Origin of the sequence: Mycobacterium novum (assembly GCF_010726505.1) — a bacterium.
GTDB lineage: Bacteria > Actinomycetota > Actinomycetes > Mycobacteriales > Mycobacteriaceae > Mycobacterium > Mycobacterium algericum.
Genome location: NZ_AP022562.1, coordinates 3,386,865 through 3,410,693, shown reverse-complemented (window position 1 = coordinate 3,410,693; position 23,829 = coordinate 3,386,865). Strand labels below are relative to the sequence as shown.

At 67.4% G+C, this 23,829-nt stretch carries 23 protein-coding genes; 15 read left to right on the top strand and 8 right to left on the bottom strand.

What is annotated here, in order from left to right:
- From nuoL to G6N19_RS15875, 6 genes are all read left to right on the top strand, one after another.
- The gene (gene nuoL / locus G6N19_RS15900; RefSeq protein ID WP_193465287.1) at positions 1–1,938 is read left to right on the top strand and encodes an NADH-quinone oxidoreductase subunit L; all 1,938 of its coding nucleotides are present in this window, start codon (positions 1–3) and stop codon (positions 1,936–1,938) included.
- A 2-nt stretch (positions 1,939–1,940) separates the two neighbouring features.
- On the top strand, positions 1,941–3,563 hold the full coding sequence (locus tag G6N19_RS15895) for an NADH-quinone oxidoreductase subunit M (RefSeq protein ID WP_083035803.1): 1,623 nt from the start codon (positions 1,941–1,943) through the stop codon (positions 3,561–3,563).
- A 2-nt stretch (positions 3,564–3,565) separates the two neighbouring features.
- Positions 3,566–5,179 carry an NADH-quinone oxidoreductase subunit NuoN gene (nuoN, locus tag G6N19_RS15890; protein WP_193465286.1) on the top strand — a complete coding sequence of 538 codons (1,614 nt, stop codon included), beginning with the start codon at positions 3,566–3,568 and terminating at the stop codon, positions 5,177–5,179.
- A 125-nt stretch (positions 5,180–5,304) separates the two neighbouring features.
- On the top strand, positions 5,305–6,378 hold the full coding sequence (locus G6N19_RS15885; protein WP_193465285.1) for a ferredoxin reductase: 1,074 nt from the start codon (positions 5,305–5,307) through the stop codon (positions 6,376–6,378).
- Positions 6,379–6,396: 18 nt separating this feature from the next.
- On the top strand, positions 6,397–7,449 hold the full coding sequence (locus G6N19_RS15880; RefSeq protein ID WP_193465284.1) for a fatty acid desaturase family protein: 1,053 nt from the start codon (positions 6,397–6,399) through the stop codon (positions 7,447–7,449).
- Positions 7,450–7,524: 75 nt separating this feature from the next.
- Positions 7,525–8,013 (top strand): flavin reductase family protein, encoded by a 489-nt coding sequence (locus G6N19_RS15875; protein WP_193465283.1) that lies wholly within the window; start codon positions 7,525–7,527, stop codon positions 8,011–8,013.
- A gap of 29 nt (positions 8,014–8,042) precedes the next feature.
- On the opposite strand, the gene G6N19_RS15870 is transcribed toward G6N19_RS15875, so the two are convergent.
- Genes G6N19_RS15870 through G6N19_RS15860 form a run of 3 tightly spaced genes read right to left on the bottom strand, consistent with a single transcriptional unit; the run spans position 8,043 to position 10,334 of the window.
- Positions 8,043–9,035 (bottom strand): Gfo/Idh/MocA family protein, encoded by a 993-nt coding sequence (locus G6N19_RS15870; RefSeq protein WP_193465282.1) that lies wholly within the window; start codon positions 9,033–9,035, stop codon positions 8,043–8,045.
- Positions 9,032–9,727 (bottom strand): PIG-L deacetylase family protein, encoded by a 696-nt coding sequence (locus G6N19_RS15865; protein WP_109559343.1) that lies wholly within the window; start codon positions 9,725–9,727, stop codon positions 9,032–9,034. The genes G6N19_RS15870 and G6N19_RS15865 overlap by 4 nt, the downstream gene beginning before the upstream one ends.
- A 4-nt stretch (positions 9,728–9,731) precedes the next feature.
- Positions 9,732–10,334: a TetR/AcrR family transcriptional regulator gene (locus G6N19_RS15860; RefSeq protein ID WP_193465281.1), complete on the bottom strand. Its 603-nt coding sequence runs from the start codon at positions 10,332–10,334 to the stop codon at positions 9,732–9,734.
- A gap of 52 nt (positions 10,335–10,386) precedes the next feature.
- Here G6N19_RS15860 and G6N19_RS15855 point away from each other — a divergent pair, with 52 nt between their 5' ends.
- Positions 10,387–11,526, top strand: coding sequence for a phosphotransferase family protein (locus G6N19_RS15855; RefSeq protein WP_083035816.1), 1,140 nt, complete (start codon positions 10,387–10,389; stop codon positions 11,524–11,526).
- Complete coding sequence (locus G6N19_RS15850; protein ID WP_193465280.1) at positions 11,526–12,644, top strand: hypothetical protein; 1,119 nt, start codon at positions 11,526–11,528, stop codon at positions 12,642–12,644. Before G6N19_RS15855 ends, G6N19_RS15850 begins: the two co-directional genes overlap by 1 nt.
- Here the strand turns inward: G6N19_RS15850 and G6N19_RS15845 are convergent.
- Both G6N19_RS15845 and G6N19_RS15840 read right to left on the bottom strand, forming a co-directional pair.
- Entirely contained in the window at positions 12,641–13,639 is a 999-nt protein-coding gene (locus G6N19_RS15845) for a TIGR03617 family F420-dependent LLM class oxidoreductase (protein WP_193465279.1), read from the bottom strand. The genes G6N19_RS15850 and G6N19_RS15845 overlap by 4 nt on opposite strands.
- Positions 13,640–13,644: 5 nt before the next feature.
- On the bottom strand, positions 13,645–14,559 hold the full coding sequence (locus G6N19_RS15840) for an alpha/beta fold hydrolase (RefSeq protein ID WP_013829811.1): 915 nt from the start codon (positions 14,557–14,559) through the stop codon (positions 13,645–13,647).
- 177 nt (positions 14,560–14,736) lie between these two features.
- Here G6N19_RS15840 and G6N19_RS15835 point away from each other — a divergent pair, with 177 nt between their 5' ends.
- The 5 genes from G6N19_RS15835 (at position 14,737) to G6N19_RS15815 (ending at position 20,506) form a co-directional block, all read left to right on the top strand.
- Positions 14,737–15,711 (top strand): NADPH:quinone oxidoreductase family protein, encoded by a 975-nt coding sequence (locus tag G6N19_RS15835; RefSeq protein ID WP_193465278.1) that lies wholly within the window; start codon positions 14,737–14,739, stop codon positions 15,709–15,711.
- Positions 15,712–15,811: 100 nt separating this feature from the next.
- Complete coding sequence (locus G6N19_RS15830; protein WP_408632445.1) at positions 15,812–16,543, top strand: cutinase family protein; 732 nt, start codon at positions 15,812–15,814, stop codon at positions 16,541–16,543.
- 134 nt (positions 16,544–16,677) lie between these two features.
- The gene (locus G6N19_RS15825; protein ID WP_193465277.1) at positions 16,678–18,504 is read left to right on the top strand and encodes a flavin-containing monooxygenase; all 1,827 of its coding nucleotides are present in this window, start codon (positions 16,678–16,680) and stop codon (positions 18,502–18,504) included.
- Entirely contained in the window at positions 18,501–19,103 is a 603-nt protein-coding gene (locus G6N19_RS15820) for a TetR/AcrR family transcriptional regulator (protein ID WP_013829815.1), read from the top strand. Before G6N19_RS15825 ends, G6N19_RS15820 begins: the two co-directional genes overlap by 4 nt.
- Positions 19,100–20,506 (top strand): TIGR00366 family protein, encoded by a 1,407-nt coding sequence (locus tag G6N19_RS15815; RefSeq protein ID WP_193465276.1) that lies wholly within the window; start codon positions 19,100–19,102, stop codon positions 20,504–20,506. The genes G6N19_RS15820 and G6N19_RS15815 overlap by 4 nt, the downstream gene beginning before the upstream one ends.
- Before the next feature lie 119 nt (positions 20,507–20,625).
- Here the strand turns inward: G6N19_RS15815 and G6N19_RS15810 are convergent, their stop codons facing one another.
- From G6N19_RS15810 to G6N19_RS15800, 3 genes are all read right to left on the bottom strand, one after another.
- Positions 20,626–21,069, bottom strand: coding sequence for a hypothetical protein (locus tag G6N19_RS15810; RefSeq protein ID WP_193465275.1), 444 nt, complete (start codon positions 21,067–21,069; stop codon positions 20,626–20,628).
- Between the two features lie 69 nt (positions 21,070–21,138).
- Positions 21,139–21,285, bottom strand: coding sequence for a hypothetical protein (locus G6N19_RS15805; RefSeq protein ID WP_193465274.1), 147 nt, complete (start codon positions 21,283–21,285; stop codon positions 21,139–21,141).
- Positions 21,286–21,407: 122 nt separating this feature from the next.
- Positions 21,408–21,974, bottom strand: a complete 567-nt coding sequence (locus G6N19_RS15800) for an HdeD family acid-resistance protein (protein WP_193466421.1) — start codon at positions 21,972–21,974, stop codon at positions 21,408–21,410.
- A 236-nt stretch (positions 21,975–22,210) separates the two neighbouring features.
- On the opposite strand from G6N19_RS15800, the gene G6N19_RS15795 reads away from it, so the two are divergent.
- Both G6N19_RS15795 and G6N19_RS15790 read left to right on the top strand, forming a co-directional pair.
- On the top strand, positions 22,211–23,395 hold the full coding sequence (locus G6N19_RS15795) for a PucR family transcriptional regulator (RefSeq protein ID WP_193465273.1): 1,185 nt from the start codon (positions 22,211–22,213) through the stop codon (positions 23,393–23,395).
- Positions 23,396–23,504: 109 nt separating this feature from the next.
- A complete protein-coding gene (locus tag G6N19_RS15790; RefSeq protein ID WP_193465272.1) occupies positions 23,505–23,669 on the top strand; it encodes a hypothetical protein in 165 nt (54 codons plus the stop codon).
- Positions 23,670–23,829: the final 160 nt, after the last annotated feature.

Sequence of the window (23,829 nt, the reverse complement as noted above, 5' to 3'; positions counted from 1 at the left end):
ATGACGAATCTGAGCCAGCTGAGCTGGCTGCTGGTGGCCCTGCCGGCGGCCGGCGCGTTGATCCTGCTGCTCGGCGGGCGACGGACCGACCGCTGGGGACACCTGCTGGCCTGTGCCGCGGTGCTCTCCACGTTCGGGATCGGGCTCGCGTTGCTGGCCGAGATGCTGGGCCGCAGCGGCGAGGACCGGGCGATTCACAGCCACCTGTTCAGCTGGGTGCCGGTCGGTGCGCTGCAGGTCGACTTCGGGATCCTGATCGATCAACTGTCGATCTGCTTCGTGTTGCTGATCAGTGGGGTCGGCGCGCTGATCCACATCTACTCGATCGGCTACATGAAGCACGACCCCGACCGGCGACGCTTTTTCGCCTACCTGAACCTGTTCGTCGCCGCGATGCTGCTGCTGGTCGTCGCCGACAACTATTTGGGCCTCTACGTCGGCTGGGAAGGTGTCGGCCTGGCGTCCTACCTGCTGATCGGGTTCTGGTACGCGCGGCCGGTCGCGGCGGCGGCCGGCAAGAAGGCATTCGTGTCCAACCGGGTCGGCGACATCGGGCTGTCGCTGGCCATGTTCGTGATGTTCGCCGGCTTCGGCACGCTGTCGTTCGACGGGCTGTTCGGCGCGGTCGAAGAGGCCGGGTCCAGCGGGTGGACCACCGCCATCGGGTTGCTGCTGTTGCTGGGCGCGTGCGCCAAGTCCGCGCAGGTTCCGCTGCAGGCCTGGTTGTTCGACGCGATGGAGGGCCCCACCCCGGTGTCGGCGCTGATCCACGCCGCCACCATGGTGACCGCCGGGGTGTACCTGATCGTGCGGTCCGGCCCGGTGTTCGACCTGTCCGCCGACGCGCGCCTCGCGGTCGTGGTGGTCGGTGCGATCACGCTGCTGTTCGGTGCGATCATCGGCTGCGCCAAAGACGACATCAAGCGGGCGCTGGCCGCCTCCACCGTCAGCCAGATCGGCTACATGGTGCTGGCCGCGGGCCTCGGCCCGGCCGGCTACGCCGTCGCGATCATGCACCTGCTCACCCACGGTTTCTTCAAGGCCGGACTGTTCCTGGGCTCGGGGTCGGTGATGCACGGGATGAACGACGAACAGGACATGCGCCGCTACGGCGCGCTGCGTGCCTTCATGCCGGTGACGTTCGTGACGTTCGGCCTGTGCTATCTGGCGATCATCGGGGTGCCGCCGTTCGCCGGCTATTGGTCAAAGGACGCGATCATCGAGGCCGCGCTGGCAACCGGCGGGACGCGAGGCTGGATCTTGGGCGCGGTGACCATCCTGGGTGCCGGGATCACCGCGTTCTACATGACCCGGGTGATGCTGATGACATTCGGCGGTGAGCGTCGCTGGGCGGCGGACGAGAGCGAGGTGAGCCACGAACGGGCGCTGCAACATCCGCACGAGTCCCCGCGGGTGATGACCTGGCCGATGATCGTGCTGGCCGTCGGCGCCGTGTTCTCCGGAGCCGCGCTGGCCATCGGCGGTCGCCTCGAGCACTGGCTGGAACCGGTGGTGACCGGGGCCGCGGCGGCCGGCCACGAAGCGGCGCATCTCATCCCGGCCTGGCTCACCGGTGCCATCACGCTGGGGGTCGTGCTGCTCGGGGTGGCGGTGGCCTACCGCAGGTACGGCCGTAAGCCGATACCCATCACCGAGCCCACCGACGTGTCGCCCCTGACGGTGGCCGCCCGCCAGTATCTCTACGGCGATGCCTTCAACGAGGAGGTGTTCATGCGTCCGGGTAACCGACTGGCGCAAGCCCTGGTCGACGTCGACGACCGGGTGGTGGACGGCTCGGTCAACACCGGAGCCGGGTTGGTCGCGCTCGCATCGCTTTTGATGCGGCGCTTGCAGACCGGGTTCGTGCGCTCCTATGCGCTGACCATGCTGGCCGGCGCGGTGCTGGTCGTCGCGGTAGTCCTGGCGGTGCAACTGTGAACATGAACCTGCCCTGGCTGAGCCTGCTCTGGTTGGTGCCCCTGGTCGGTGCCGGCGCCGTGATCGCGCTGCCGGCCGGAGCGGCGCGACTGGCGAAGCTGACCGGCCTGCTGGTGAGCCTGGTGACGCTGGCGATAGCGGTGGTGATCACCGTCGAGTTCGACACCACCCCGGTCGCCGCCCCGTATCAGTTCGTCGAATCCCATGCCTGGATACCGGCTTTCGGGGCGCGCTACACGCTCGGTGTCGACGGTATCGCGGTGGTGCTGGCGTTGCTGACTGCCGGGCTGGTGCCGCTGCTGATGCTTGCCGGCTGGAACGACGGCGAGGGTAAGCGCGGTGCCGATGCTGACGACCCGCAGCGCCCGACTCCGCAGGCTCCGCCGCGCTTGCGATCGTCAGGCCGCGGGCCGCACGCCTTCGCCGCACTCACCCTAGCCGTCGAGGCGATGGTGCTGATCTCGCTGGTCTCGCTGGACGTACTGCTGTTCTACGTCTTCTTCGAGGCGATGCTGATCCCGATGTACTTCATGATCGGCGGCTTCGGCAACGGCGCCAAGCGTTCCCAAGCGGCATTGAAGTTCCTGCTGTACAACCTGTTCGGCGGCCTGATCATGCTGGCCGCGGTGATCGGCGTGTACATGGTGAGCGCCCGGGAGGGCACGTCGGGCGGCACCTTCGATTTCCGCGAACTGGTCTCGTTGTTCTCGTCCGCCACCACCACGGTGGATCCGGGCGTGCTCAAACTTCTGTTCGCCGGGTTCATGTTCGCGTTCGCGGTCAAGGCGCCACTGTGGCCGCTGCACCGGTGGCTGCCCGACGCCGCGGTGGAATCCACCCCAGCCACCGCGGTGCTGATGATGGCGGTCATGGACAAGGTGGGGACCTTCGGCATGCTGCGCTACTGTCTGCAGCTGTTCCCCGACGCCTCAACGTATTTCCGTCCGGCGATCATCGTGTTGGCGGTGATCGGGGTGGTCTACGGGGCGATGGTGGCGATCGGCCAGCGCGACATCATGCGGCTGATCGCCTACACGTCGATCTCGCACTTCGGCTTCATCATCCTGGGCATCTTCGTGATGACCAGCCAGGGCCAGAGCGGTTCCACGCTGTACATGCTCAACCACGGGTTGTCGACCGCGGCACTGTTCCTGATCGCCGGGTTCCTGATCTCTCGGCGCGGTGGCACCCGGGCGATCGCCGACTACGGCGGCGTGCAGAAGGTGGCCCCGGTGATGGCCGGTACCTTCATGGTCGCGGCGATGGCGACCCTGTCGCTGCCCGGGCTGGCCCCGTTCATCAGCGAATTCCTGGTATTGGTGGGCACCTTCAACCGGTACTGGCTGGCGGCGGCCGTCGGCAGCACCGCGCTGGTGCTGTCGTCGATCTACATGTTGTGGCTGTATCAGCGGGTGATGACCGGTCCGGTCACCGAGGGCAACGAACGCATCCGAGATCTGGTACCCCGCGAGCTCGTCGTCGTCGCGCCGTTGATCGCGTTGCTGGTGTTCTTGGGCTTCTACCCGAAACCGGTGCTCGACATCATCAATCCGGGCGTCGCGCACACCTTGACCACGATCGGTGAGACCGACCCGGCACCGCTGACCGCTGAGGGGGCGCACTGACCATGTCGGGCATGCCAACACCCCACATCGAGTACGACCTGTTGTTGCCGCTGCTGATCGTCTTCGGCACCGCGGTCACCGGCGTGCTGTTCGAGGCGTTCGCGGCGCGACGGGCGCGCTATCTGATGCAGGTTCTGCTCGCCATCGGCGGATTGGCCGCAGCGTTCATCAGCCTTGTCGCCGTGGGACGTGATCTGCCGGCCGACGGCCACATCACGGTGCTCGGCGCGGTCGCCGTCGACCGGCCGGCGCTGGTGCTGCAGGGCATCGTGCTGCTGGTCGGGATCATGGCCGTCGTCTTCATCGCCGAACGCAACACCGGCGCGGGAGCTCCCGAGGGGCCCGGCGCCGCGACCGCACCCACTGCGTCGCTCGCCGTCCGCGGGCAGGCAGGCCTGGACTCCTTCACCCCGCAGGCCTCGGCGGTGCCGGGCAGCGTCGCCGAACTCGACGCGGCCCGCAGCGGGATGATCCAGACCGAGGTGTTCCCGCTGACGATGCTGGCGATCGGCGGGATGATGGTGTTCCCGGCGGCCAACGATCTGGTGACGATGTTCGTGGCCCTCGAGGTGCTCTCGCTGCCGCTGTATCTGTTGTGCGGGCTGGCCCGGTACCGTCGGCTGCTGTCGCAGGAGGCGGCACTCAAGTACTTCCTGCTGGGCGCGTTCTCCTCGGCGCTGTTCTTGTTCGGGGCCGCCCTGCTCTACGGCACCACCGCCTCGTTGACGTTGTCCGAGATCGGCGAGCAGCTGTTCTCGCACAGCAACGATCCGCTGGCGCTGATCGGCGCCGGACTGCTGTTGGTGGGGCTGTTCTTCAAGGTCGGCGCGGTGCCGTTCCACTCCTGGGTCCCCGACGTCTACGTCGGCGCACCGACGCCGATCACCGGTTTCATGGCGGCCGCGACCAAGGTCGCCGCGTTCGGGGCGATGCTGCGGATCGTCTATGTCGCACTGCCGGCGCTGCACGACCAGTGGCGCCCGCTGCTGTGGCTGATCTCGGTGCTGACCATGGTGGTCGCCACCATTGCGGCGATCACCCAGACCGAGATCAAGCGGATGCTGGCCTACTCCTCGATCGCCCATGTCGGTTTCGTGCTCACCGGTGTGCTGGCGGCGATCCCGGCGGGTGTCTCATCGACGCTGTTCTACCTGGCCGCCTACAGCTTCTCCACCGTCGGCGCGTTCGCCGTCGTGAACCTGATCCGCGGGCCCGGCGGTGAAGAAGAGCTCGACATGTCGCGATGGGCCGGATTAGGACAGCGTTATCCCATTGTGGGACTGCTGTTTTCGATGTTCCTGCTGGCGTTTGCGGGCATCCCGTTGACCAGTGGGTTCATCAGCAAGTTCGCTGTGTTCGCCGCGGCCGCCGAGAGTGGCGCCGTCCCGCTGGTGGTGATCGGTGTGATCGCCAGCGGTGTCGCCGCCTACTTCTATGTGCGGGTGATCGTGCTGATGTTCTTCACCGACTCCCCCGACAACCCGCCGCAACTGGTGCAGCCCAGCGTGTGGAGTAAGACGGCGATCGCGTTGTGTGCCGCGGTCACCGTGGTGCTGGGCGTGTTTCCGCAACCGCTACTCGACCTGGTGAACGCCGCTACCCAGTTCGCATTCTGACGTTCACCAACCAGGACTGAACTAACCAGCATCGCGAGCCCTGGCGTCCGACTGTGGGTCATCGCGTCGTATACTCCACGCAAATGGACCGCTGATCTCCAGTCAAAGGCGCATCGACCTCCCCCATGTCCAGACAAGTCTCCAAGCGCCGTGCGCTGGTCTCGAGCCTGGCCGAGGTGCTGACCTGGCCGCACCGCATCGACCGGTACACCGAGCTGGTAACGCCGACCTGGTCGCCGGGCGAGGCGCGAGCGAAGGTCATCGCGGTGCATCGCAGTACGCCGCGCAGCGTCACCATGACGTTGCAGCCCAACACCGCGTTTCCCGGCTTCCGAGCCGGGCAGCACCTCAATCTCACCGTGGACATCGACGGGCGGCGCCACACTCGGTGTTACTCGCCTGCCAATGCCGAGGGGCAGCGACTCATCGAGCTGACCGTCGGCCTCCACGACGGTGGACTGGTCTCGAGCTACCTGCGCGATCACGCCCGCCCGGGTCTGGTGGTCGGGCTCACCGGCGGCAGTGGCGATTTCGTGCTGCCGGCCGTCCGGCCGCAGCGGATCCTGCTGATCTCCGGCGGTAGTGGCATCACCCCGGTGATGTCGATGCTGCGCACGTTGCTGGCCGAAGGCCATGTCGCCGCGGGTGGCGAGATCAGCTTCGTTCACTATGCCCGCACTTGCGCTGAGGCCTGCTACCGCGATGAGCTTGCCGCCATGCCCGGCGTGCGGGTGCTGCACGGGTTCACCCGCGCGCATGAGCCGAATGCGCCGGGCGATCTGACAGGCCACTTCGGGGCCGATCACCTGAATGCGGCGATGCCGGCTCCCGACCTGGTGTGTGTCTGCGGGCCGCCGGCGCTGGTTGCGGCGGTCCGAGAACACTGCGCCGACGCGATCGCCGAGAACTTCGTGCCGCCGCGGTTTGCGCCGGCCGCCGATCCGGCCGGTGGCCGCGTGACCTTCCTCGGCAGCAACGTCACGGTGGTCGACGACGGGCGGCCGCTGCTGTTGCAGGCCGAATCCGCCGGTCTGCAGCCGGCGAGCGGATGCCGGATGGGTCTGTGCAAGACGTGCACCTGCCGAAAAACCGTTGGCACGGTGAAGAATCGGATCACCGGGATGCTTTCGGACGCTGCAGACGAGGACATCCAGATCTGCGTGTCGATTCCGGTCGGCGACGTAGAACTCGCCTTGTAAAGCACCGCAGGAGCAGCCATGTCGCAACCCGAGCTGACGCTTACCCCTGCCCAGGCCGATGCACTGGGCCGTGAACTCGACGCCATCAGGACACGGGAGCTGGCGGACCTCGGCAAGCGGGACGCCGCCTATATCCGCCGGATCGTCCGGGTACAGCGCACCCTGGAGGTCGGCGGTCGCGTGCTGATGTTCGCCGGCGTCCGGCGACCCGCCTGGCTGGGCGGCGTCGCGATGCTCGCGGCGTCGAAGATCCTCGACAACTGGGAGATCGGCCACAACGTCATGCACGGCCAGTACGACTGGATGGGCGATCCGGCACTGCACGGCCCCACCTTCGAGTGGGACAGTGCCTGCCCGTCCGACCACTGGCGTTACGCCCACAACTACCTGCACCACACCTACACCAACATCATCGGCCTGGATCGCGACATCGGTTACGCCGTATTGCGGGTGAAGAAAGACCAGCCCTGGGATCGGTTGAAACTGCTCAACCCGATCAACGCGCTATTGGGTTTCGTGCTGTTCCAATACAGTTTGGCGGGCTACGAGCTGGAGATCGAGCGGATGCCCCACGAGATCACCATGACCGACAAACGCGAAGCCCTGGGCGTGATCGTGCGCAAGGTCTTCCGTCAGGTGTTGAAGGACTACGTCGCATTCCCGCTGTTGGCCGGCCGATCGAGGCGGTTCGTGTTGACCGGCAACCTGGCGGCGAACCTGATCCGCAACATGTGGACTTTCGCCATCACGTTCTGTGGGCATTTCCCGGACGGAGCCCGGGTCTTCACGATCGAGGAGGCCCGCGACGAATCCCGCGGCATGTGGTACTACCGCCAGATCCTCGGTACCGCGAACATGAACGGCGGGAAGCTGTTTCACATCCTGTCCGGCAACTTGTCCCACCAGATCGAGCACCACCTGTTCCCGGACCTGCCCGCGCACCGCTACGCCGAGCTCGCGCCGGAAGTGCGCGACATCTGCCGGCGTTACGGTATCCCGTACAACACCGGCTCGCTGCCCAGGCAACTCGGCACCGTGCTGCTCAACATCTTCCGGCTGGCGTTTCCCTAGCCGCGATCCACCACCGAGGCGCGCCCGAGCGGCAGTTCGCGGGCACGCCGGCGCCAGCGGGTACATCATGGACGGGTGGACGACGAATCGTTTCAGCGACTGGTCGCGATGCTGGACTACACCATGTTCGTGGTGACCACTGCGGCCGACGGTCATGCCTCGGGCTGTCTGGTCGGGTTCGCCACCCAAACCAGCCTGCAGCCACCGAGGTTTCTGGTCGGGATGTCCGAACGCAACCACACCTTCAGGGTCGCAGCCCGATCCGACCATTTGGCCGTTCATGTCCTGTCGCGCCGTGACATGGAGCTCGCCCGGCTTTTCGGCGGCCGAACCGGGGACGACATCGACAAATTCGAGCACTGCTCCTGGCACAGCGGCCCCGCCGGCATGCCGATCCTGGACGACGCGCCGGCATGGTTCGTCGGCAAGACGCTGAGCCGTATCGAACTCGGCGACCACCTGGGTTATCTGCTGGAACCGATCGCCGGGTACGCACCCCCGCGCACCGGCGGCCTACTGGCGTTCTGCGACGTCGGCGACATCGAAGCGGGCCACGACGCCTGAAGAAGCCCGAGCCGGAAGTCGCTCCGTGCTCAGCCGGGTTGCCGCACCGCAAGGCCGGCAGCGGTGTAGATCGCGTCGATGACGGTCATGTTCTCGATCGCGTCCTCCGGCGTGGTCCGCACCGGCACGCCGCGCAGCACGGCGTCGGCGAACGCATCGAGCTGATAGGCATACGACGCCCGGTGGCCGAACCGCTCGACGCGCCCGCCCTGCTCCGAGCGGACCCGCAACCGGTGAAAGTACTGCGGCATCAGCGGGTTGAGCGCCCGCAGCTCGCCACGATCACCGATCACGCGGGCGCTGACCTGCAGCAGGTTCGACGACCACAGCGAGCAGCGAATCGCCCCGGTATGCCCGGCCGGGAACCGCAACTGCGCGGTCATGGCCCGGTCGATCTGGCGGTCGCGCAGTTTCGCCTGCGCGGAGACGACTTCGGGCGTCGCCCCGCCAAAGGTGCGGACCATGTGCACCGGGTAACAGCCGGCGTCCATCAGCGCCCCGCCGGCCAGCGAGAGGTCGTAGCGGATGTCGGAGAACCGGGGCAGCGGGAAGCTCAGGGCGGCCTCCACCCGCTGCAGCGTTCCCAACTCCCCCGAGTCGATGATCTCCTCGATGCGCAATGTCATCGGGTGATAGCGGTAGTGGAACGCCTCCATCACGACCCGGTCGGTCTTGGCCGTGACCGCCGCGATCTCGCGGGCCTCGTCGGCATTGGCGGTGAACGGCTTTTCGCACAGCACGTGCTTTCCGCCGGCCAGCGCCGCCCGCGTCCACCGCCCGTGCAGGTTGTTGGGCAGCGGGTTGTAGACCGCATCGACCTCCGGGTCGGCGATCAGCGCGTCATAGCTGTCGTGGACCCGACCGATGCCGTGCTTGGCGGCGAACGCCCGCGCCCGCCCGGCGTCACGCGCCGCGACCGCGCTCACCACCACCTCGGGGTTGTCGGCAGCGGGTTTCAGCAACGCCACCGGGGTGATCCGCGCGGCGCCGAGCACGCCGATCCGCAGTACCGGCCGGCTCATCGGGCCGTGGTCCGTTGCAGACTGAACCCGGCCACCCGCGCGCCATGCTGCGCCGGTGTCGTCATGTCGATCACCGCGCGCGCCTGCTCGCGCACCGGGGTGTCGGGATCGAGCACAGCTAGATACACCTCGTGCGCGGCCAGGGCGTCTACCGCAGCATCCAGGTAGCCGTCCACGGCCTCGAGGTGGGTGGGGTCAGGCCCGTTCTGGAACAGCCAGCGCGGCGGCTTCTCCAGGGTGTCCCAGACGTCGGTGACCGCGGCGGCGAACTCGATGTGGTCGCGTTGGTTGGGGGCGTTGGGGCCGAACTGCGCGCCGCCGTAGATGCTCACCACCACCTCGGGGCGGACCTCGGTGATCACCGCGGCGATCTTGGCGCGCAACTCCGGCGTGTTACGGATATCGCCGTCGGGGAAGTCCCAGAAGTCGACCCCCTCTTCCGGATGCACACCCACGATAGCCGCCGCCCGCCGCTGCTCGGCCTCCCGGAGCGGCCCGGCCTGCTGCGGTGGCATTCCCTCGATACCGGCCTCGCCACGGCAGGCCAGCGCGTAGCGGACGGTCTTGCCCGCCGCGGTCCACTTGGCCACGGCGGCGGCCATCCCGTACTCGGGATCGTCGGGATGGGGCACCAGCACCAGCAGCGATGCCCACTCGGCCGGAAAGGGCTGCGGTTGCATCGACGCCGACATCGTCTTATGCCATCACGCCGTGGGCGACGATGGCGGCGGTTCGTTCCACCCAGTCGTCACCGAGATCCTCATCGGGCCGCAGCATCATGCCCAGCAGCGTTGCACCGCCGATCAATTCGACCAGCCGGTCGGGGTCGACGTCGGCTCGGGCGTCGCCGCGGCTCACCGAATCGGCCACCCAGTGACGCATCACCTCGAAAAGGCCCGTGAAGCGTTCGAGGATGCGCGCGGTCAACTCCGCGTTGCCGGCCATGTCGCCGATCAGGCCGGGCAGCGCGGCCCGCACCACCGGGTTGGTGAACGCGTCGCGCGCACCGGCCATCATCGCCCGGAGGTCCCCTGACACGTCGCCGGGCGGCGTGGTCACCGCACTCGGTGGCACCGAAAACGCGGCCTCGTGCACCAGTTCGGCCTTGCTGGGCCACCGGCGGTACAGCGCGGTCTTGGTCGTGCCGGCTCGCTCCGCGACGGCCGCCAGGCTCAGATTCGAATATCCGACTTCGACAACCAGTTCCGCGGCAGCCTGCAATATGGCAGCGTCAATACGGGGATCGCGAGGCCGTCCGGCGCCGGACCCCTTGTCAACCGCTGAAGGTTCTGCTTTCATAACGCTACCTGTCGTATCGTAATTAGCTCAAGCTTAACGGAGGGGCGAAGCCGTGGTCGACCAACCGACTGTGGAAACCGACGTCGGCCGGATCCAACGTTCCAGCCGTGATGTCACCACCCTGCCCACGGTAATGTCTCGCTGGCTCGCCACCCAGTTGCCCGGCGGTGCCACGCCGGAGATCACCGTCGAAAGCGGGGTCGACACCAACGGCATGTCGTCGGAGACGATCATGCTCACCGGCCGCTGGATCTCGAAGGGTGCACCGCTCGAGCAGCGCTGGGTGATGCGGGTGGCGCCCACCGACGAAGACGTCCCGGTGTTTCCGGCCTACCGGCTGGACCACCAGTTCGAGGTCATGCGTCGGGTCGGTGAGCTCACCGGCGTCCCGGTGCCGAAGGTCCGCTGGATCGAAACCACCGGCGAGGTGCTGGGCCGGCCGTTTTTTCTGATGGACCGCGTCGATGGCGAGGTGCCACCCGACGTCATGCCGTACACCTTCGGCGGCAACTGGTTCGCCGACGCGACCGCCGAACAGCAACGGACCCTGCAGGACTCCACCGTCGAGGTGCTGGCCCAGCTGCACGCGATTCCGGACGCGGCAACGACGTTCGACTTCCTCGACGAGCACCGCGCCGGCGAGTCCGCGCTGCAACGGCACTTCACCCACATCCGCGACTGGTATGAGTTCGCGGTGCCCGACATCGGGCGCTCTCCGCTGCTGGAGCGCACCATCACCTGGCTGGAGGCGCACTGGCCGGCCGACGTCGCCGCCGGCGAGACGGTGCTGTGCTGGGGCGACTCCCGGATCGGCAACGTGCTCTACCGCGACTTCCGCCCGGTCGCCGTGCTGGACTGGGAGATGGTGGCGCTGGGGCCGCGCGAACTGGATGTGTCGTGGGTGATCTTCGCTCACCGGGTCTTCGAGGAACTCGCCGGGCTGGCCGGGTTGCCGGGGCTGCCGCAGGTGCTGCGCGAAGACGACGTGCGGGCCAGCTACCAGCGGCTCACCGGCGTCGAACTGGGGGACCTGCACTGGTTCTACGTCTACGCCGGCTTGATGTGGGCGATCGTGTTCATGCGCACCGGAGCCCGCCGGGTGCACTTCGGCGAGATGGAACGGCCCGACGACCCCGAATCCCTCTTCTACCACGCAGGGTTGCTGAAAAAGCTGATCGGAGAACAGAACTGATGCTGGGACCACTCGACGAATACCCGGTTCACCAACTGCCGCAACCGATCGCCTGGCCGGGTTCCTCGGATCGCAACTTCTACGATCGCTGCTACCTGAACGCCCATGACCGCACCGGGGACATCTTCGTGATCACCGGCTGCGGCTACTACCCCAACCTCGGTGTCAAGGACGCGTTCGTCTTGGTACGGCGCGGCGACACCCAGACCGCGGTGCACCTGTCGGATGCCATCGATCAGGATCGGCTCAACCAGCACGTCGGGGCCTACCGCATCGAGGTCACCGATCCGCTGCGCTCGCTGCGAGTGATCCTTGAGGAGACCGAGGGCATCGCGCTCGACCTGCGCTGGCAGGGCCTGTTCGACGCCGTGCAGGAACAGCCGCACATCCTGCGGTCCGGTAACCGGGTGACCCTGGATGCGCAGCGCTTCGCCCAGCTGGGTTCCTGGAGTGGGCAGATCGTGATCGACGGCGAGCAGATCACCGTCGACCCGTCGGTGTGGATCGGGTCGCGCGACCGGTCCTGGGGTATCCGCCCGGTCGGCGAGCGCGAACCGGCAGGCCGGCCCGCCGACCCGCCGTTCGACGGCATGTGGTGGCTGTATGTGCCGATTGCGTTCGACGATTTCGCGGTGGTGATGATCATCCAGGAGGAGCCCGACGGTTTCCGCTCACTCAACGACTGCACCAGGATCTGGCGTGATGGCCGCGTCGAGCAGCTGGGCTGGCCGCGGGTGACCACCCGCTACCGTTCCGGCACCCGCATCGCGACCGGTGCCACCATCGAGGCGACCCGGCCGGACGGCACCCCGGTGATCTTCGAGGTGGAATCCAAACTGCCGGTGCCGATTCACGTCGGCGGCGGATACGGCGGCGACAGCGACTGGCTGCACGGGGAATGGAAGGGTGAGAAGTTCAGCGAGCGGCTGACCTACGACATGACCGATCCGGCGGTCATCGCGCGCACCAGTTTCGGGATGATCGACCATGTCGGGCGTGCGGTGTGCCGCGAGGGCGACGCCAACGCCCCGGTGGAGGGCTGGGGACTCTTCGAGCACGGCGTGCTGGGCCGCCACGACCCGACGGGATTCCCCGACTGGGTCACCATGGCGCCCTAGCTCAGTTCGCTGACGATCGCCCCGACGACCGCCGGGGCGATCGGCGCGGCCTGGTAGACGCAGACCGTCTGGGCGATGCCGTCGACTCGGTCGCGGATGCGCGCGGCCACCTGCGCCGGGGTGCCGCATGCGGCGATGGTGTGCAGGATCTCGTCGGTGATCGCTGCCCCCAGCTGCGCCCACTGCCCCTGTTTCGACAACGCGTTGAGTTCGGGTTGCAGCGCTTCCCAGCCGTGGGCGGCCAGCACCGGGGCGTACGCGGGTGTGGACGCGTAGAAACCGAGCAGCATCCGGGTGGCGGCTTCGGCGGTCTCTCGCTCGGCGTCGGTGGCGCCGGTGGCCACGATGATTTCGGGCACCACCGCGAAGTCTTCTCGTGCGCGCCCCGCGTGTGCCAGCCCGTCGCGGACCGCGGCCATGGTGTTCTGGTGCAGGAATCGCTTGGTGGAGAACGGCATCACCAGCAGTCCATCGGCATGTTCGGCGGCCGCCCGGGTCAGCCGCGGTCCCAGGGCACCGACGTAGATCGGCGGGGCGCCGTACGGGTTCGGCCCCGGGCTGAACGTCGGCGTCATCAACGTGTGCCGGTAGTAGTGACCGCGAAAGTCCAAGCGGGCGCCGGTGTTCCAGGATTCGAAGATCGCCCGAAGGGCGCCGACCAGCTCGACCATGCGGTCCACCGGACGGTCGAAGGCCGCACCGAACCGCTTCTCGATCTGCGCGCGCACCTGGGTGCCCAGCCCCAGGATGAACCGTCCGCCGCTGAGTAGCTGGTGGTCATTGGCCTGGTGCGCGAGGTGGATCGGGTTGCGCGGGAACGCGATCGCGACGTTGGTCATCAGGTCCAGGCCGCCGACACCGGCCGCCAGCGTCAGCGGCGCGAACACGTCGTGCGGGCCCTCGAAGGTGAAGACGCCGCTCACCCCGGCGTCGCGCAACTCGCGGGCCTGGTCGGCGACGCCGGTCAGTCCGCTCAGCGCCGTGAGGACCTTCAACGCCGTCAGGAGATGATTCCGCGGTCGGTTGTCATGCCGCCCGCCGATCCGCTGACCAGCTCGGCCAGGTCGCGAAGCTCGCGATTCACCACGGTGGGGTGTTCGAGGATCGAGCAGTGTCCCCCGCCGACCTCGACGAACTTCGTGAGGTTGGGCGCCAGGTCGGCGATGCGCCGCGACGCCACCATCGGCAGCAGCCGGTCACGGGTGCTGCCGACAACCAGGGTGGGCACGGTCAGCCCGTCCAGGCTGAGGTAGGACGAGTAGCCGAGTGAGTCGACGAGAGTCCGCACCCAGTGGCCGCGGCCGACCGGCGGGGTGCGGGCGAACAGGTCGCAGATCAATGACGTGACAGCAGGATCGGCTTCACCGCCGACGGCGAGCATGTGCACGAATCGCCGGACCGCCAAGTTCGCCGGACCGACGATCGGGACACTGCCGAACGTCAGCAGCGCCCGCCGCGCCGCCTGCACGCGCGCCCGCTGCAGCGGCGGCGCCACCGCAAACAGGTCGACCTCGGCCAGCAGGTTGCCGGTGGTGGTGTTGATCAATGCCACCGCGTCGGCGCGCTCCTCGACCCGGTGGCGATAGCGGTCCGACCAGGCACTGATCGCGATGCCGCCCATCGAATGCCCGGCGATGACGGCGCGCTCACCGGGCGCCAGGGTGGCCTCCAGCACCGAGTCCAGGTCGGATGCCAGGTGGGTCAGGGTGTATCCACCGCGTTTGGGCACCCCGCTGCTGCCGTGGCCGCGATGGTCATAGGCGATCACCCGGTAGTCCTTGGCCAGCTCGGCGATCTGGTTTCCCCAGACCCGAATGGCGCAGGTGATGCCGTGTGCCAGCACGATCGGGTACCCGTCTGCCGGGCCGAACACCTGGGTGTGGAGCTTGGTTCCGTCGGCGGCCCGGACCGCCATGGTGCGAGCGGGCGGTAACGCCGCCGGGATTGTGCGGGCGCCTCGGCGCCTGCTGGACCCCGAAGAACTCAGAGCACTCATCGCCACCTCATCGAAAGTGCGGCAACGCTGCCGCATCGCGAGTCTACGCCGAGGTGGTTTAGGTTTTTCCTCAGCCACTACATACGGAGGTCGCCCATGCGCGCGGTACAGATATCCCAGCTCGACGGACCGGCAGCCGCCCGGGTGGTCGATCTCGACGAGCCGTCCGGCGACGACATGGTCATCATCGACGTGCACGCCGCCGGAGTGGCCTTCCCCGATGTGCTGCAGTCCCGCGGGCTCTACCAGCACAAACCCGAGCTGCCGTTCGTGCCGGGCGGGGAGGCCGCCGGGGTGGTTCGCAGCGCCCCCGCGGGCGCGCATGTGCGCGCCGGGGACCGGGTGGCCGCGCTGACCATGCTCAACGGCGCGATGGCGCAGGTGATCGCCCTGCCCGCCGAGCAGGTGTTCAAGCTGCCTGACGTGGTGTCGTTCGAGGCCGGCGCCGGACTGCTGTTCAACGACCTCACGGTGCTGTTCGCGCTGACCACCCGCGGCAAGCTGTCGCAGGGCGCCACGGTGCTGGTGCACGGCGCCGCCGGCGGCATCGGCACCTCGACGCTGCGGCTGGCGGGGCCGCTGGGGGCGTCGCGGGTGATCGCCGTGGTCTCCACCGAGGCCAAGGCCGAGGTGGCCCGGGCCGCCGGCGCCACCGACACGGTGTTGGCCGACGGATTCCGCGGCGCGGTCGCCGAGTTGACCGGCGGCAAGGGTGTGGATCTGATACTCGACCCGGTCGGCGGTGACCGGTTCACCGACTCGCTGCGGTCGTTGGCGCCCGGCGGAAAACTGCTGGTGGTGGGGTTCACCGGCGGTGAGATTCCCACGGTGAAGGTGAACCGGCTGCTGCTGAACAACATCGACGTGGTCGGCGTCGGGTGGGGGGCGTGGGTGATGTCGCATCCCGGCGAGCTGCTGCGGCAATGGGACACCCTGGAGCAGCTGTTGGCCTCGGGGACGGTGTCGGCGCCACAACCGGAGGTGTTTGCCCTGGAGGATGCCGCTGACGCGCTGGCAGCGTTGGAGCATCGCACCGCCGCCGGCAAGGTCGTGTTGCGGCTGCGGGGGTAACGCGCCGCGCCGACCGGATGATTCGCTGCTTCCCGCAGCCTGAAGCTGGGTACCCGCATCGGGCAGGGATCCCAGACGACAGAAGCCAGCGGGGACAGTGATGGACACCATTCGTAATCAGGCCGAGTGGCCACGTACTGCGGCACGCTGCCTCGGCGCGGTGCTGCTGACCATCGGGGCGATGCTGCTGCACCCGGCTGCGGCGGCGTCGGCGCAGCCGTGCCCGGACGTGGAGGTGGTGTTCGCCCGCGGAACCGGTGAGCCGCCCGGGGTCGGCGGCGTCGGGCAGGCGTTCGTCGACGCGTTACGCGCCGAAGCCGGCGGCAGGTCGGTCGAGGTCTACCCGGTCAACTACGCCGCCAGCGGCGATTTCGGTGCCGGTATCGACTTCGCCCGGACCGTCGTCGACGGGATCCGCGACGAGGCCGACCACATTCAGGCGACCGCGGCGCGCTGCCCCCACACCAAGATGGTGCTCGGCGGCTTCTCGCAGGGCGCCGTCGTCACCGGTTTCGTCACCTCGCCGTCGGTTCCCAAGGAGGTCCCCACGGAGTTCCTGGGCTATGTGCCCTCGCCGATGCCGCCGGAGGTAGCCGATCACGTCGCCGCGGTGGCCCTGCTCGGCCTGCCGTCTGAAGACTTTCTCCGCGGCTACGGCGCACCGCCGGTCACGATCGGCCCACTGTATGCGCCCAAGACCATCGAACTGTGCGCTCCCGACGACACCATCTGCAATGGCGCACCCGGCGGGCCGCCGAACATCGCCCATGCCATGTACCCGGCGAACGGCATGGTCGGCCAGGCGGCGCGGTTCGCCGCGCAGCGACTCTGACCTGACGCCGGCTGCCGGGGAGCCGAGACTGTATACGTCGCGTCTGGCAAGATATCGCTTAGTCTGCTGACTGGACACTGCGTCTAGCAAGATGTAGTCCAGCGAGATGTTCGAGGCGAGGAGTGCGACACACCATGCCAGCTACGGCTGCTCACCCTGGACCCAAGCCGGCACACTTCGACCCGGAGTGGGTGCGCGCGAAGTACGCGCTCGAACGCGACAAGCGGATGCGTCCCGACGCGGTCAACCAGTTCATCGAGGTGACAGCCGATTTCTCGCACTACGCCGACGACCCATGGACCGAACGTGTCGAACGCGACCCGGTGCGCGATCACGTCCAGGTGGCGATCATCGGCGCCGGCCTGGGAAGCCTGATCGCCGCAGCGCGGCTACAGGAAGCCGGCATCGACGAGATCCGGATGGTCGACACCGCCGGCGATTTCGGCGGTACCTGGTACTGGAACCGTTATCCGGGCGTGCAGTGCGACGTCGAGTCCTACATCTATCTGCCGTTGCTCGAAGAGCTGAACTACGTTCCCACCGAGCGCTACGCGCACGGCCCGGAGATCCGCGGGCACCTGCAGAACATCGCCAAGCACTACGGCCTGTACGAGAACGCCCTGCTGGGCACCACGGTCACCGGCCTGCGCTGGAACGAGACCGCCAGGAACTGGCAGATCACCACCGATCGCGGCGACGCCTTCACAGCGACGCTGGTCGCCGTCTCGCCCGGGTCGCTCACCCGCCCGAAGCTGCCGGGCATTGCCGGCATCAACGAGTTCCGCGGACACACCTTCCACACCAGCCGCTGGGACTTCGGCTACACCGGTGGCGACGAATCCGGTGGACTCACCAAACTGACCGACAAGCGTGTCGGCGTCATCGGCACCGGTTCGACGGGGTTGCAGTGCATCCCGCACCTGGGCGAGTGGGTCCAGCAGCTCTATGTGTTCCAGCGGACCCCGAGCACCGTTTCGGTGCGGGGCAACCGGCCCACCGATCCGCAGTGGGCCGCCGGCCTGAAGCCCGGATGGCAGCGGGAACGCATGGAGAACTTCACCCGCGTCACCTGCGGTGTGGAGATGGACCTGGACCTGACCGACGACGGCTGGACCCAGAAGGCGCTCGAGCTGAGCGAGTCCGCGGTGGTCCGCGAAACGCAGCGCCTCGGCCGGGAGATGACGCCGCAGGAGATCGCCGACTTCCTGTTCCGCGCCGACTACGAGGCGATGGAACGGCTGCGCAAGCGGATCGACGACACCGTCCACGACCGCACGACCGCCGAGGCGCTCAAGCCGTGGTACCGGCTGAACTGCAAACGCCCCGGCTACCACGACCAGTACCTCGATACGTTCAACCGGGACAACGTCACCCTGGTCGACACCGACGGGCGTGGCGTCGAGCGATTCACCGAGACCGCCGTCGTCGTCGACGGGATCGAATACGAGCTCGACGCGCTGGTGTTCGCGACCGGCTTCGAGGTGGGCACCGAGTTCACCCGCCGGCTCGGCTTCGAGATCGTGGGTCGTGACGAGGTGCGGCTGAGCGACAAGTGGGCCAAGGGTATGCGGACGCTGCACGGCCTGCAGACCCACGGCTTCCCGAACTGCTTCTTCCTCGGCTACACCCAGTCCGGGGTCTCCCCCAACTACACCCATACCGCCGAGGAACGGGCCCGGCATTTCGCCTATCTGGTCGATACGTTCGTGCAGCGCGGCGCGAACACCATCGAGGCCACCCGGGCCGCCGAGGACCAGTGGCTGGCCGCGATGGAGGCAGCCTCGGAGAAGCCCAAGGCATTCTACGCCGAGTGCACACCGAGTTACCTCAGCTCCGAAGGCGACAAGGAGAATCCGCACGGCATGCTGTCGACCAACTTCGGCGGCAAGCCCGTCGACTTCTTCGACATGCTCGAGAAGTGGCGCGCCACAGGGCAGTTGGAGGGGGTGGTGCTGGAATGACTGCTATCGAGACCGGCGACGCCGCAACCAAGCTCACGATGCGTGACCGGCACCGCATCATGACCCGCGAGCACATCATGACCGCCGCGCTGGAGGCGTTCGCCGAACGCGGCTACGTCGCGGTGACCATCGACGACATCGTGCGCCGCGCCGGCATCGGGCGGGCGACGTTCTACCTGCACTTCGACTCCAAGGCGGCGGTGCTGCGGGAGCTGCGCAACACCCGCATGACCGTCTGGTCCCAGCAGGACGCGCCGCGCGGCGGACGATCGGGGCGGCCCTCGATCAGGGCCTTCTTCGAGAAGGTGGTCGACTTCTACACCTCGGCGCCCCAGCTCTACACGGCACTGCACCAGGCGCGAGCAGCCGATCCGGAGTTCGCCGCGGCGCACCGGGCCACCATGGAGGCCAACGTCACCGAGTGGATCGATGCCGACGCCATGCCCGGTGCCACCGAGGACCAGCTGCGGCTGGCCATCGCGATGATGTACACCATGGTCGACTCCTTCATGCATCTGTGGTTGGTCGACGGTTGGCCGCTGCAGCGCGAGGCCGCCATCGAGGCGATGACCGACGCCCTGCACGCCACCATGCGATGACGACGAGCTCGGCGCAGCAGGCCAACCGTCGGGGCGTCGTGCAGTCGCTGACCGGGCTGAGTGTGCGCTACGTCGAGCGCCTGATGCCCGACCCGTATCTGTTCGCGGTGATCCTCACGCTCATCGTCGCCGGCCTGGTCGCCGTGCTGGTACGCGGAGCATCGGCCGACGGCATGGTGACCGCCTGGTACAGCGGGGTATGGGGCCCGGAGAACATCTTCACGTTCGCCTTCCAGATGGTGCTGATCCTGGTGACCGGCTACACGCTGGCCGAGGCGCCGGTGCTCAAACGGGCCACCGTCCGCATCGCGGCGACACCGCGCAACCAGACGCAGGGCGCGCTGCTGTGCTTCACCGTGAGTGCCGTGCTGTCCCTGCTGAACTGGGGACTCGGGCTGGTCGCCGGTGCACTGGTCGCCCGCCAGGTCGCACGGCGGTTCCCCGACTCGCATTTCGGGTACCTGATCGCCGCGGCGTTCATGGGCTTCATCGTCTGGACCCAGGGGCTGTCATCGTCGATCGCGCTGGCCAACACCGATCCCGGCAGCCCGATCAACGTGATCCACAAGACCGTCGGATTCAGCGTGCCATTGCGCCACACCATCTTCCAGCCCTACAGCTGGCTGTCGGTGCTGATCGTGCTGGCGGTACTCGCGCTCGCGGTGTGGCGGATGGAGCCGTCCGTGGGACTGGCACCGGACGCCGCGGTGTTCGACGACGACGATCCGCTCGTGGAGTCGCCGGCCAGCAGGACGTTCGCCGAATGGCTGGAAAACCAGTGGATCCTCAACGTGCTCGTATTCGCCGCGGGCATGACGTATTTCGTGATGAGTGGCTTCGCGCTCAATATCGCCTCGATGATCATGCTGTTCACCATCACCGCCGCCCTGCTGCACGGCACGCCGATCCGCTTCATCCGGGCCTTCACCGCTGCGGCGAAGGTCTCCGGCCCGCTGCTGCTGCAATACCCGCTCTACGGTGGCCTGATCGGCCTGCTGGCATACCAAGGCGCCGAGGGCGCCACGCCGCTGCAGACCGTGCTGGCCCAGCTGCTGGTCAACGGTGCCACCCAGTACACGCTGCCGTTCCTGACGTTCCTGGGTTCGGTGATCATCAGCCTGTTCGTGCCCTCCGGCGGCGGCCACTGGGCGGTGCAGGGCCCGATCGCGGTCGACTCCGCACTGGCGATCGGCCAGCACTCACCCGGCTATCTCGGGCTGATCTCCATGGCCGTCGCCGTCGGCGAGGGCGTGGCGAACATGATCCAGCCGTTCTGGCTGCTGCCGCTGCTGGCCATCGCCAAGCTCAATGTGCGTCAGGTGATGGGGTTCACGGTGGTGGCGTTCGTGATCGGGCTGGCGGTGATGGGGGCGATGACGTTGGTCGCGCCGTGGGTGGTGTGAGCTGAAGGTCGCACCGCTGATCATGACGATCGCGCTGCCGTGAACTCGGTACAGCTGCCGCGGGCCGCCCATCATCGAAAGGTGGCCCGCGGCAGGTGATACCCGATGTTGCCGGTTAGCTACTCGGCCGACTTGACCGCCGCTTCGACGTCGGCCTCATCGGCGTCGAGGCGCGCCTGCGCGGCGGCCAGAACGTAGTATTCGGCCTCCTCGAGCGCGTAGATGGCGAATGCGACCGCGTCCTCGGCGTCGATCTCGGCATGGTCGGCGGCCCGGTCAGCCCGCTTGGCCTTGCGCTCAACACGGCGCTTGTCCGCCTTGGCCTTGAGTGACGCGACGCTGTCGGACACCGACTGCTGCAGGTCGTGCCAGCCCGCGGCAACATCATCCTTGGTCTCCTGGACCGAGGCCTTGGTCGCGGCCTTCGTCTCGTCCAACGCCGCCCGTACTTCGCTCTCCCGCTGGGCCAGCCATTCCTTGTTCTTGGACGAGGCTGCAGCCGCAGAGTCCTCCAGCCTCTTGGCTTGGGCGCTCAGCTTGGCGAGCTGGTCAGACAGTGCCATTGCTATCTCCTTCTTTCTTCGTTGGGATCTCGGGGGTATCGGTGGGTGGTGCTGGAACACCGCCAGGACTCAGTGCCCGAGGCGATCCTTGACCAGCTCTGCGGCATCGGCGGTCAGTCGTGCGATGACCGCCGCGCGGGTGGCCGGATCCAACGCAGCGATGGTGGCCTCGATCTGCCCGGTCGTGGCCTCGGCAAGCAGCGTCTTCTCGCCCACCCTCCGTATGCCGAACGCGATTAAAGCGGCCCCACCCAAGAGCAGTCCCACTCGCAAAGCCTTGTCATAATTTGCCATTCCGGCAGTCCCTCCTCTTGTTCCAGTGCTGGAGTCGACAGGTATCAACGCGCCGATTCGATACCCAGATCACGCCCAACCGCGTTGGCGTCGGCGCGGAACTGAAGGGCCTTCACGATCTGCATGACGCCAATGACAATCAGGAGCGCACCGGTGACCACGGCCAGCGTGACAATCGAGTCGATCGGCCAGGCGAGCATGACAACACCGGCCGCCACGGCCACCACCCCGGAAAGGATCTGCCAACCGGTACCGGGCAGCTCGCGGTAGCTGAGGGCCAGCACGATCTCCGCGGTTCCCTGGAAGATGAAGCCGATGCCGATATAGGTGGCCAGTAGCCAGACGCCAAGGCCTTCGCCGAAGTGGCGGAACGCCATAATCGCCAGGATCACCGACAGCACGCCACTGACGAAGAGCAGGATTCGGCTCCCGACCGAAACGTCGAGGCCGAAGGCGGAGATCACCTGGGCGACACCGGACACCAACAGGTAGACGCCGAACAGGACTGCAGCGGTCACCACCGTGATCGTCGGCCACATCAACATCGCCGCGCCAAGGCCTACCGCGAGCACCCCCCACGCGAGGGCTGTTCGCCAGAGAGTCGCCACCATGGTGCCGGGTGTCGCCAGTGGCGACGCGGTTGCATTCAAAGCCGCAGTCCTTTCATGAAATGATGGTGTTCTTTACCGGCCGAATCGTCCGGTTATGCGGACAATTGACGTAGAGATTCGGACACAATTCGACTTTACCAACCGGTCCGTCGCGATGCCATGGATACGAGAACACGCAGCGGGCACGTTGGTTGTCTGCCGGCACAACGCCGCGGTCAGCGCCCTACACTGCCCGCATGGCCGACGGCAATATCGCGCTCGACAAGCTCGGGACGCTGCTGGAATCCCGCATCGACGAACTTGGCCACGAGGTCGTGGACCGGGTCCGCGGGGAGGTCGCCTTCTACCGGGACAACGACGTGGTCTCCGACGCGCAACTATTCCAGGCGGCGATCGACAACATGCGTTTCGTGTTCCTGGCGCTGGCGAACCGCACATCGTTCGATACGTCACCGGCCGCCGAGGTCGGCCGGCAGCGGGCAGGAGCCGGTGTGCCCCGGCCCGCGGTGATGGACGCCTTCCGGGTGGCCAGCCACACCGTCTGGGACCAGATGATGCTGTTTGCCACCGACAGCCCGGAGATCAGTCGAGCGACCCTGTTGTCGGCGACCGGACGGTTCTGGGACGCACAAGACCGCTACACCGAGGCGATGACCACCGCCTACCACGAGACCGCGACGCACCTCGCAATCGACGATGCGACCGAACAATCCGCGCTGACCGAAGCGCTGCTTCAAGGCCGGCCGCTCGGCCAGTACAGCGTGTGGGAAGTCGCCCAGCTGCTGCGACTGCCCGCGCGCGGCCCCTACATCGTTATCGCGGCGCGATTGCCAAAGATCGGTCAGCAGGCGCTGCGCAGCCCCGCGGCGAAGTTGCGCAGCCTGGACGTCTACTCCGCGTGGCGACTGCTCCCCGACCTCCAGATCGGTATCGCCCAGCTGCCGTCCACCGCGTCGCTGTCCCGCATCGTGGATCTGTTGGAACGCCTGGCAACCACGAATATCGGTGTCAGCCCGATCTTCAGTGACATCGCCGACACCGCGGGATCGCTGCGCTATGCCCGGCTGGCCCTGGAAGCGCCGGGCGAACATGATCGCAGGGTCTGTGTGTTCGACGATTCGGTGCTCGGCATCGCTGCGGTCAGCGCGCCGGAGGTGACCCGCAAGCTCGCCGAAATCACCCTGGGCCCATTCAATGCGCTACCCAACGAGGAGCGAATCGCCTTGAGCGAGACGTTCGTGGCCTGGCTCGACCACAACGGCTCGCTCTCGGAGACCGCGGACGCCCTGATCTGTCACCCCAACACCGTGCGAAACCGGTTGCGTCGCATCGAGGAGCACACCGGCCGTTCCTTGAGCACGCCGCGCGATCTCGCCGAGCTGTGTCTGGCCTTCGAGGTCGTCAAACGCGCGGGCACTTGAAGGCCCCTTACCGCGCGGTGCCGGTAGCTGGGGTCCGGAGAACCCAAACGGAGCTGGCAGGCCAGCGGCCACTTGCTACCCCACAGCCCCGCAATGAAGATCAAAATCAGTGAAGCCACCAGCAACCGCGCCTGCCGAACGCCGTCACCACGCGCCGTGGCCCAAGCCGTTTTTATGGCAGATGATCGGGATTCCCGGCCTGTACCGACCCTTCGAGCAGCGTCCGCAGGGCTTCGACGAAGTACGCATCGCCGGGCGCCATCTCGGCGGGTAGTTGCGGAAGCAATCGCAGCAATTCGGCCAGACCCCGGGCCCGCTTCCCCGGCCGGTATCCAGATCCCGCCGGCCGGCAAGTCGCCGGCCTGCTGTCGGTGGAATACCTCATTGAGAACGGCAAAGTAAGCCCGCGCTCAGGATATCTCCCAACCCCATAA

Bases quoted from the DNA above. Each gene is read 5' to 3' on its own strand.
- G6N19_RS15840 (WP_013829811.1), bottom strand. From the start codon at position 14,559: ATGGCGGTCCGGGCCGCCGACGGAACCAAGCTCCACACCCAGGTGTTC.
- G6N19_RS15850 (WP_193465280.1), top strand. From the start codon at position 11,526: ATGCTGGGACCACTCGACGAATACCCGGTTCACCAACTGCCGCAACCG.
- G6N19_RS15870 (WP_193465282.1), bottom strand. From the start codon at position 9,035: ATGAGCCGGCCGGTACTGCGGATCGGCGTGCTCGGCGCCGCGCGGATC.
- G6N19_RS15895 (WP_083035803.1), top strand. From the start codon at position 1,941: ATGAACCTGCCCTGGCTGAGCCTGCTCTGGTTGGTGCCCCTGGTCGGT.
- G6N19_RS15830 (WP_408632445.1), top strand. From the start codon at position 15,812: ATGGACACCATTCGTAATCAGGCCGAGTGGCCACGTACTGCGGCACGC.
- G6N19_RS15865 (WP_109559343.1), bottom strand. From the start codon at position 9,727: ATGTCGGCGTCGATGCAACCGCAGCCCTTTCCGGCCGAGTGGGCATCG.
- G6N19_RS15800 (WP_193466421.1), bottom strand. From the start codon at position 21,974: ATGGTGGCGACTCTCTGGCGAACAGCCCTCGCGTGGGGGGTGCTCGCG.
- G6N19_RS15820 (WP_013829815.1), top strand. From the start codon at position 18,501: ATGACTGCTATCGAGACCGGCGACGCCGCAACCAAGCTCACGATGCGT.
- G6N19_RS15880 (WP_193465284.1), top strand. From the start codon at position 6,397: ATGTCGCAACCCGAGCTGACGCTTACCCCTGCCCAGGCCGATGCACTG.
- G6N19_RS15860 (WP_193465281.1), bottom strand. From the start codon at position 10,334: ATGAAAGCAGAACCTTCAGCGGTTGACAAGGGGTCCGGCGCCGGACGG.
- G6N19_RS15825 (WP_193465277.1), top strand. From the start codon at position 16,678: ATGCCAGCTACGGCTGCTCACCCTGGACCCAAGCCGGCACACTTCGAC.
- G6N19_RS15835 (WP_193465278.1), top strand. From the start codon at position 14,737: ATGCGCGCGGTACAGATATCCCAGCTCGACGGACCGGCAGCCGCCCGG.
- nuoN (WP_193465286.1), top strand. From the start codon at position 3,566: ATGTCGGGCATGCCAACACCCCACATCGAGTACGACCTGTTGTTGCCG.
- nuoL (WP_193465287.1), top strand. From the start codon at position 1: ATGACGAATCTGAGCCAGCTGAGCTGGCTGCTGGTGGCCCTGCCGGCG.
- G6N19_RS15815 (WP_193465276.1), top strand. From the start codon at position 19,100: ATGACGACGAGCTCGGCGCAGCAGGCCAACCGTCGGGGCGTCGTGCAG.
- G6N19_RS15810 (WP_193465275.1), bottom strand. From the start codon at position 21,069: ATGGCACTGTCTGACCAGCTCGCCAAGCTGAGCGCCCAAGCCAAGAGG.
- G6N19_RS15885 (WP_193465285.1), top strand. From the start codon at position 5,305: ATGTCCAGACAAGTCTCCAAGCGCCGTGCGCTGGTCTCGAGCCTGGCC.
- G6N19_RS15795 (WP_193465273.1), top strand. From the start codon at position 22,211: ATGGCCGACGGCAATATCGCGCTCGACAAGCTCGGGACGCTGCTGGAA.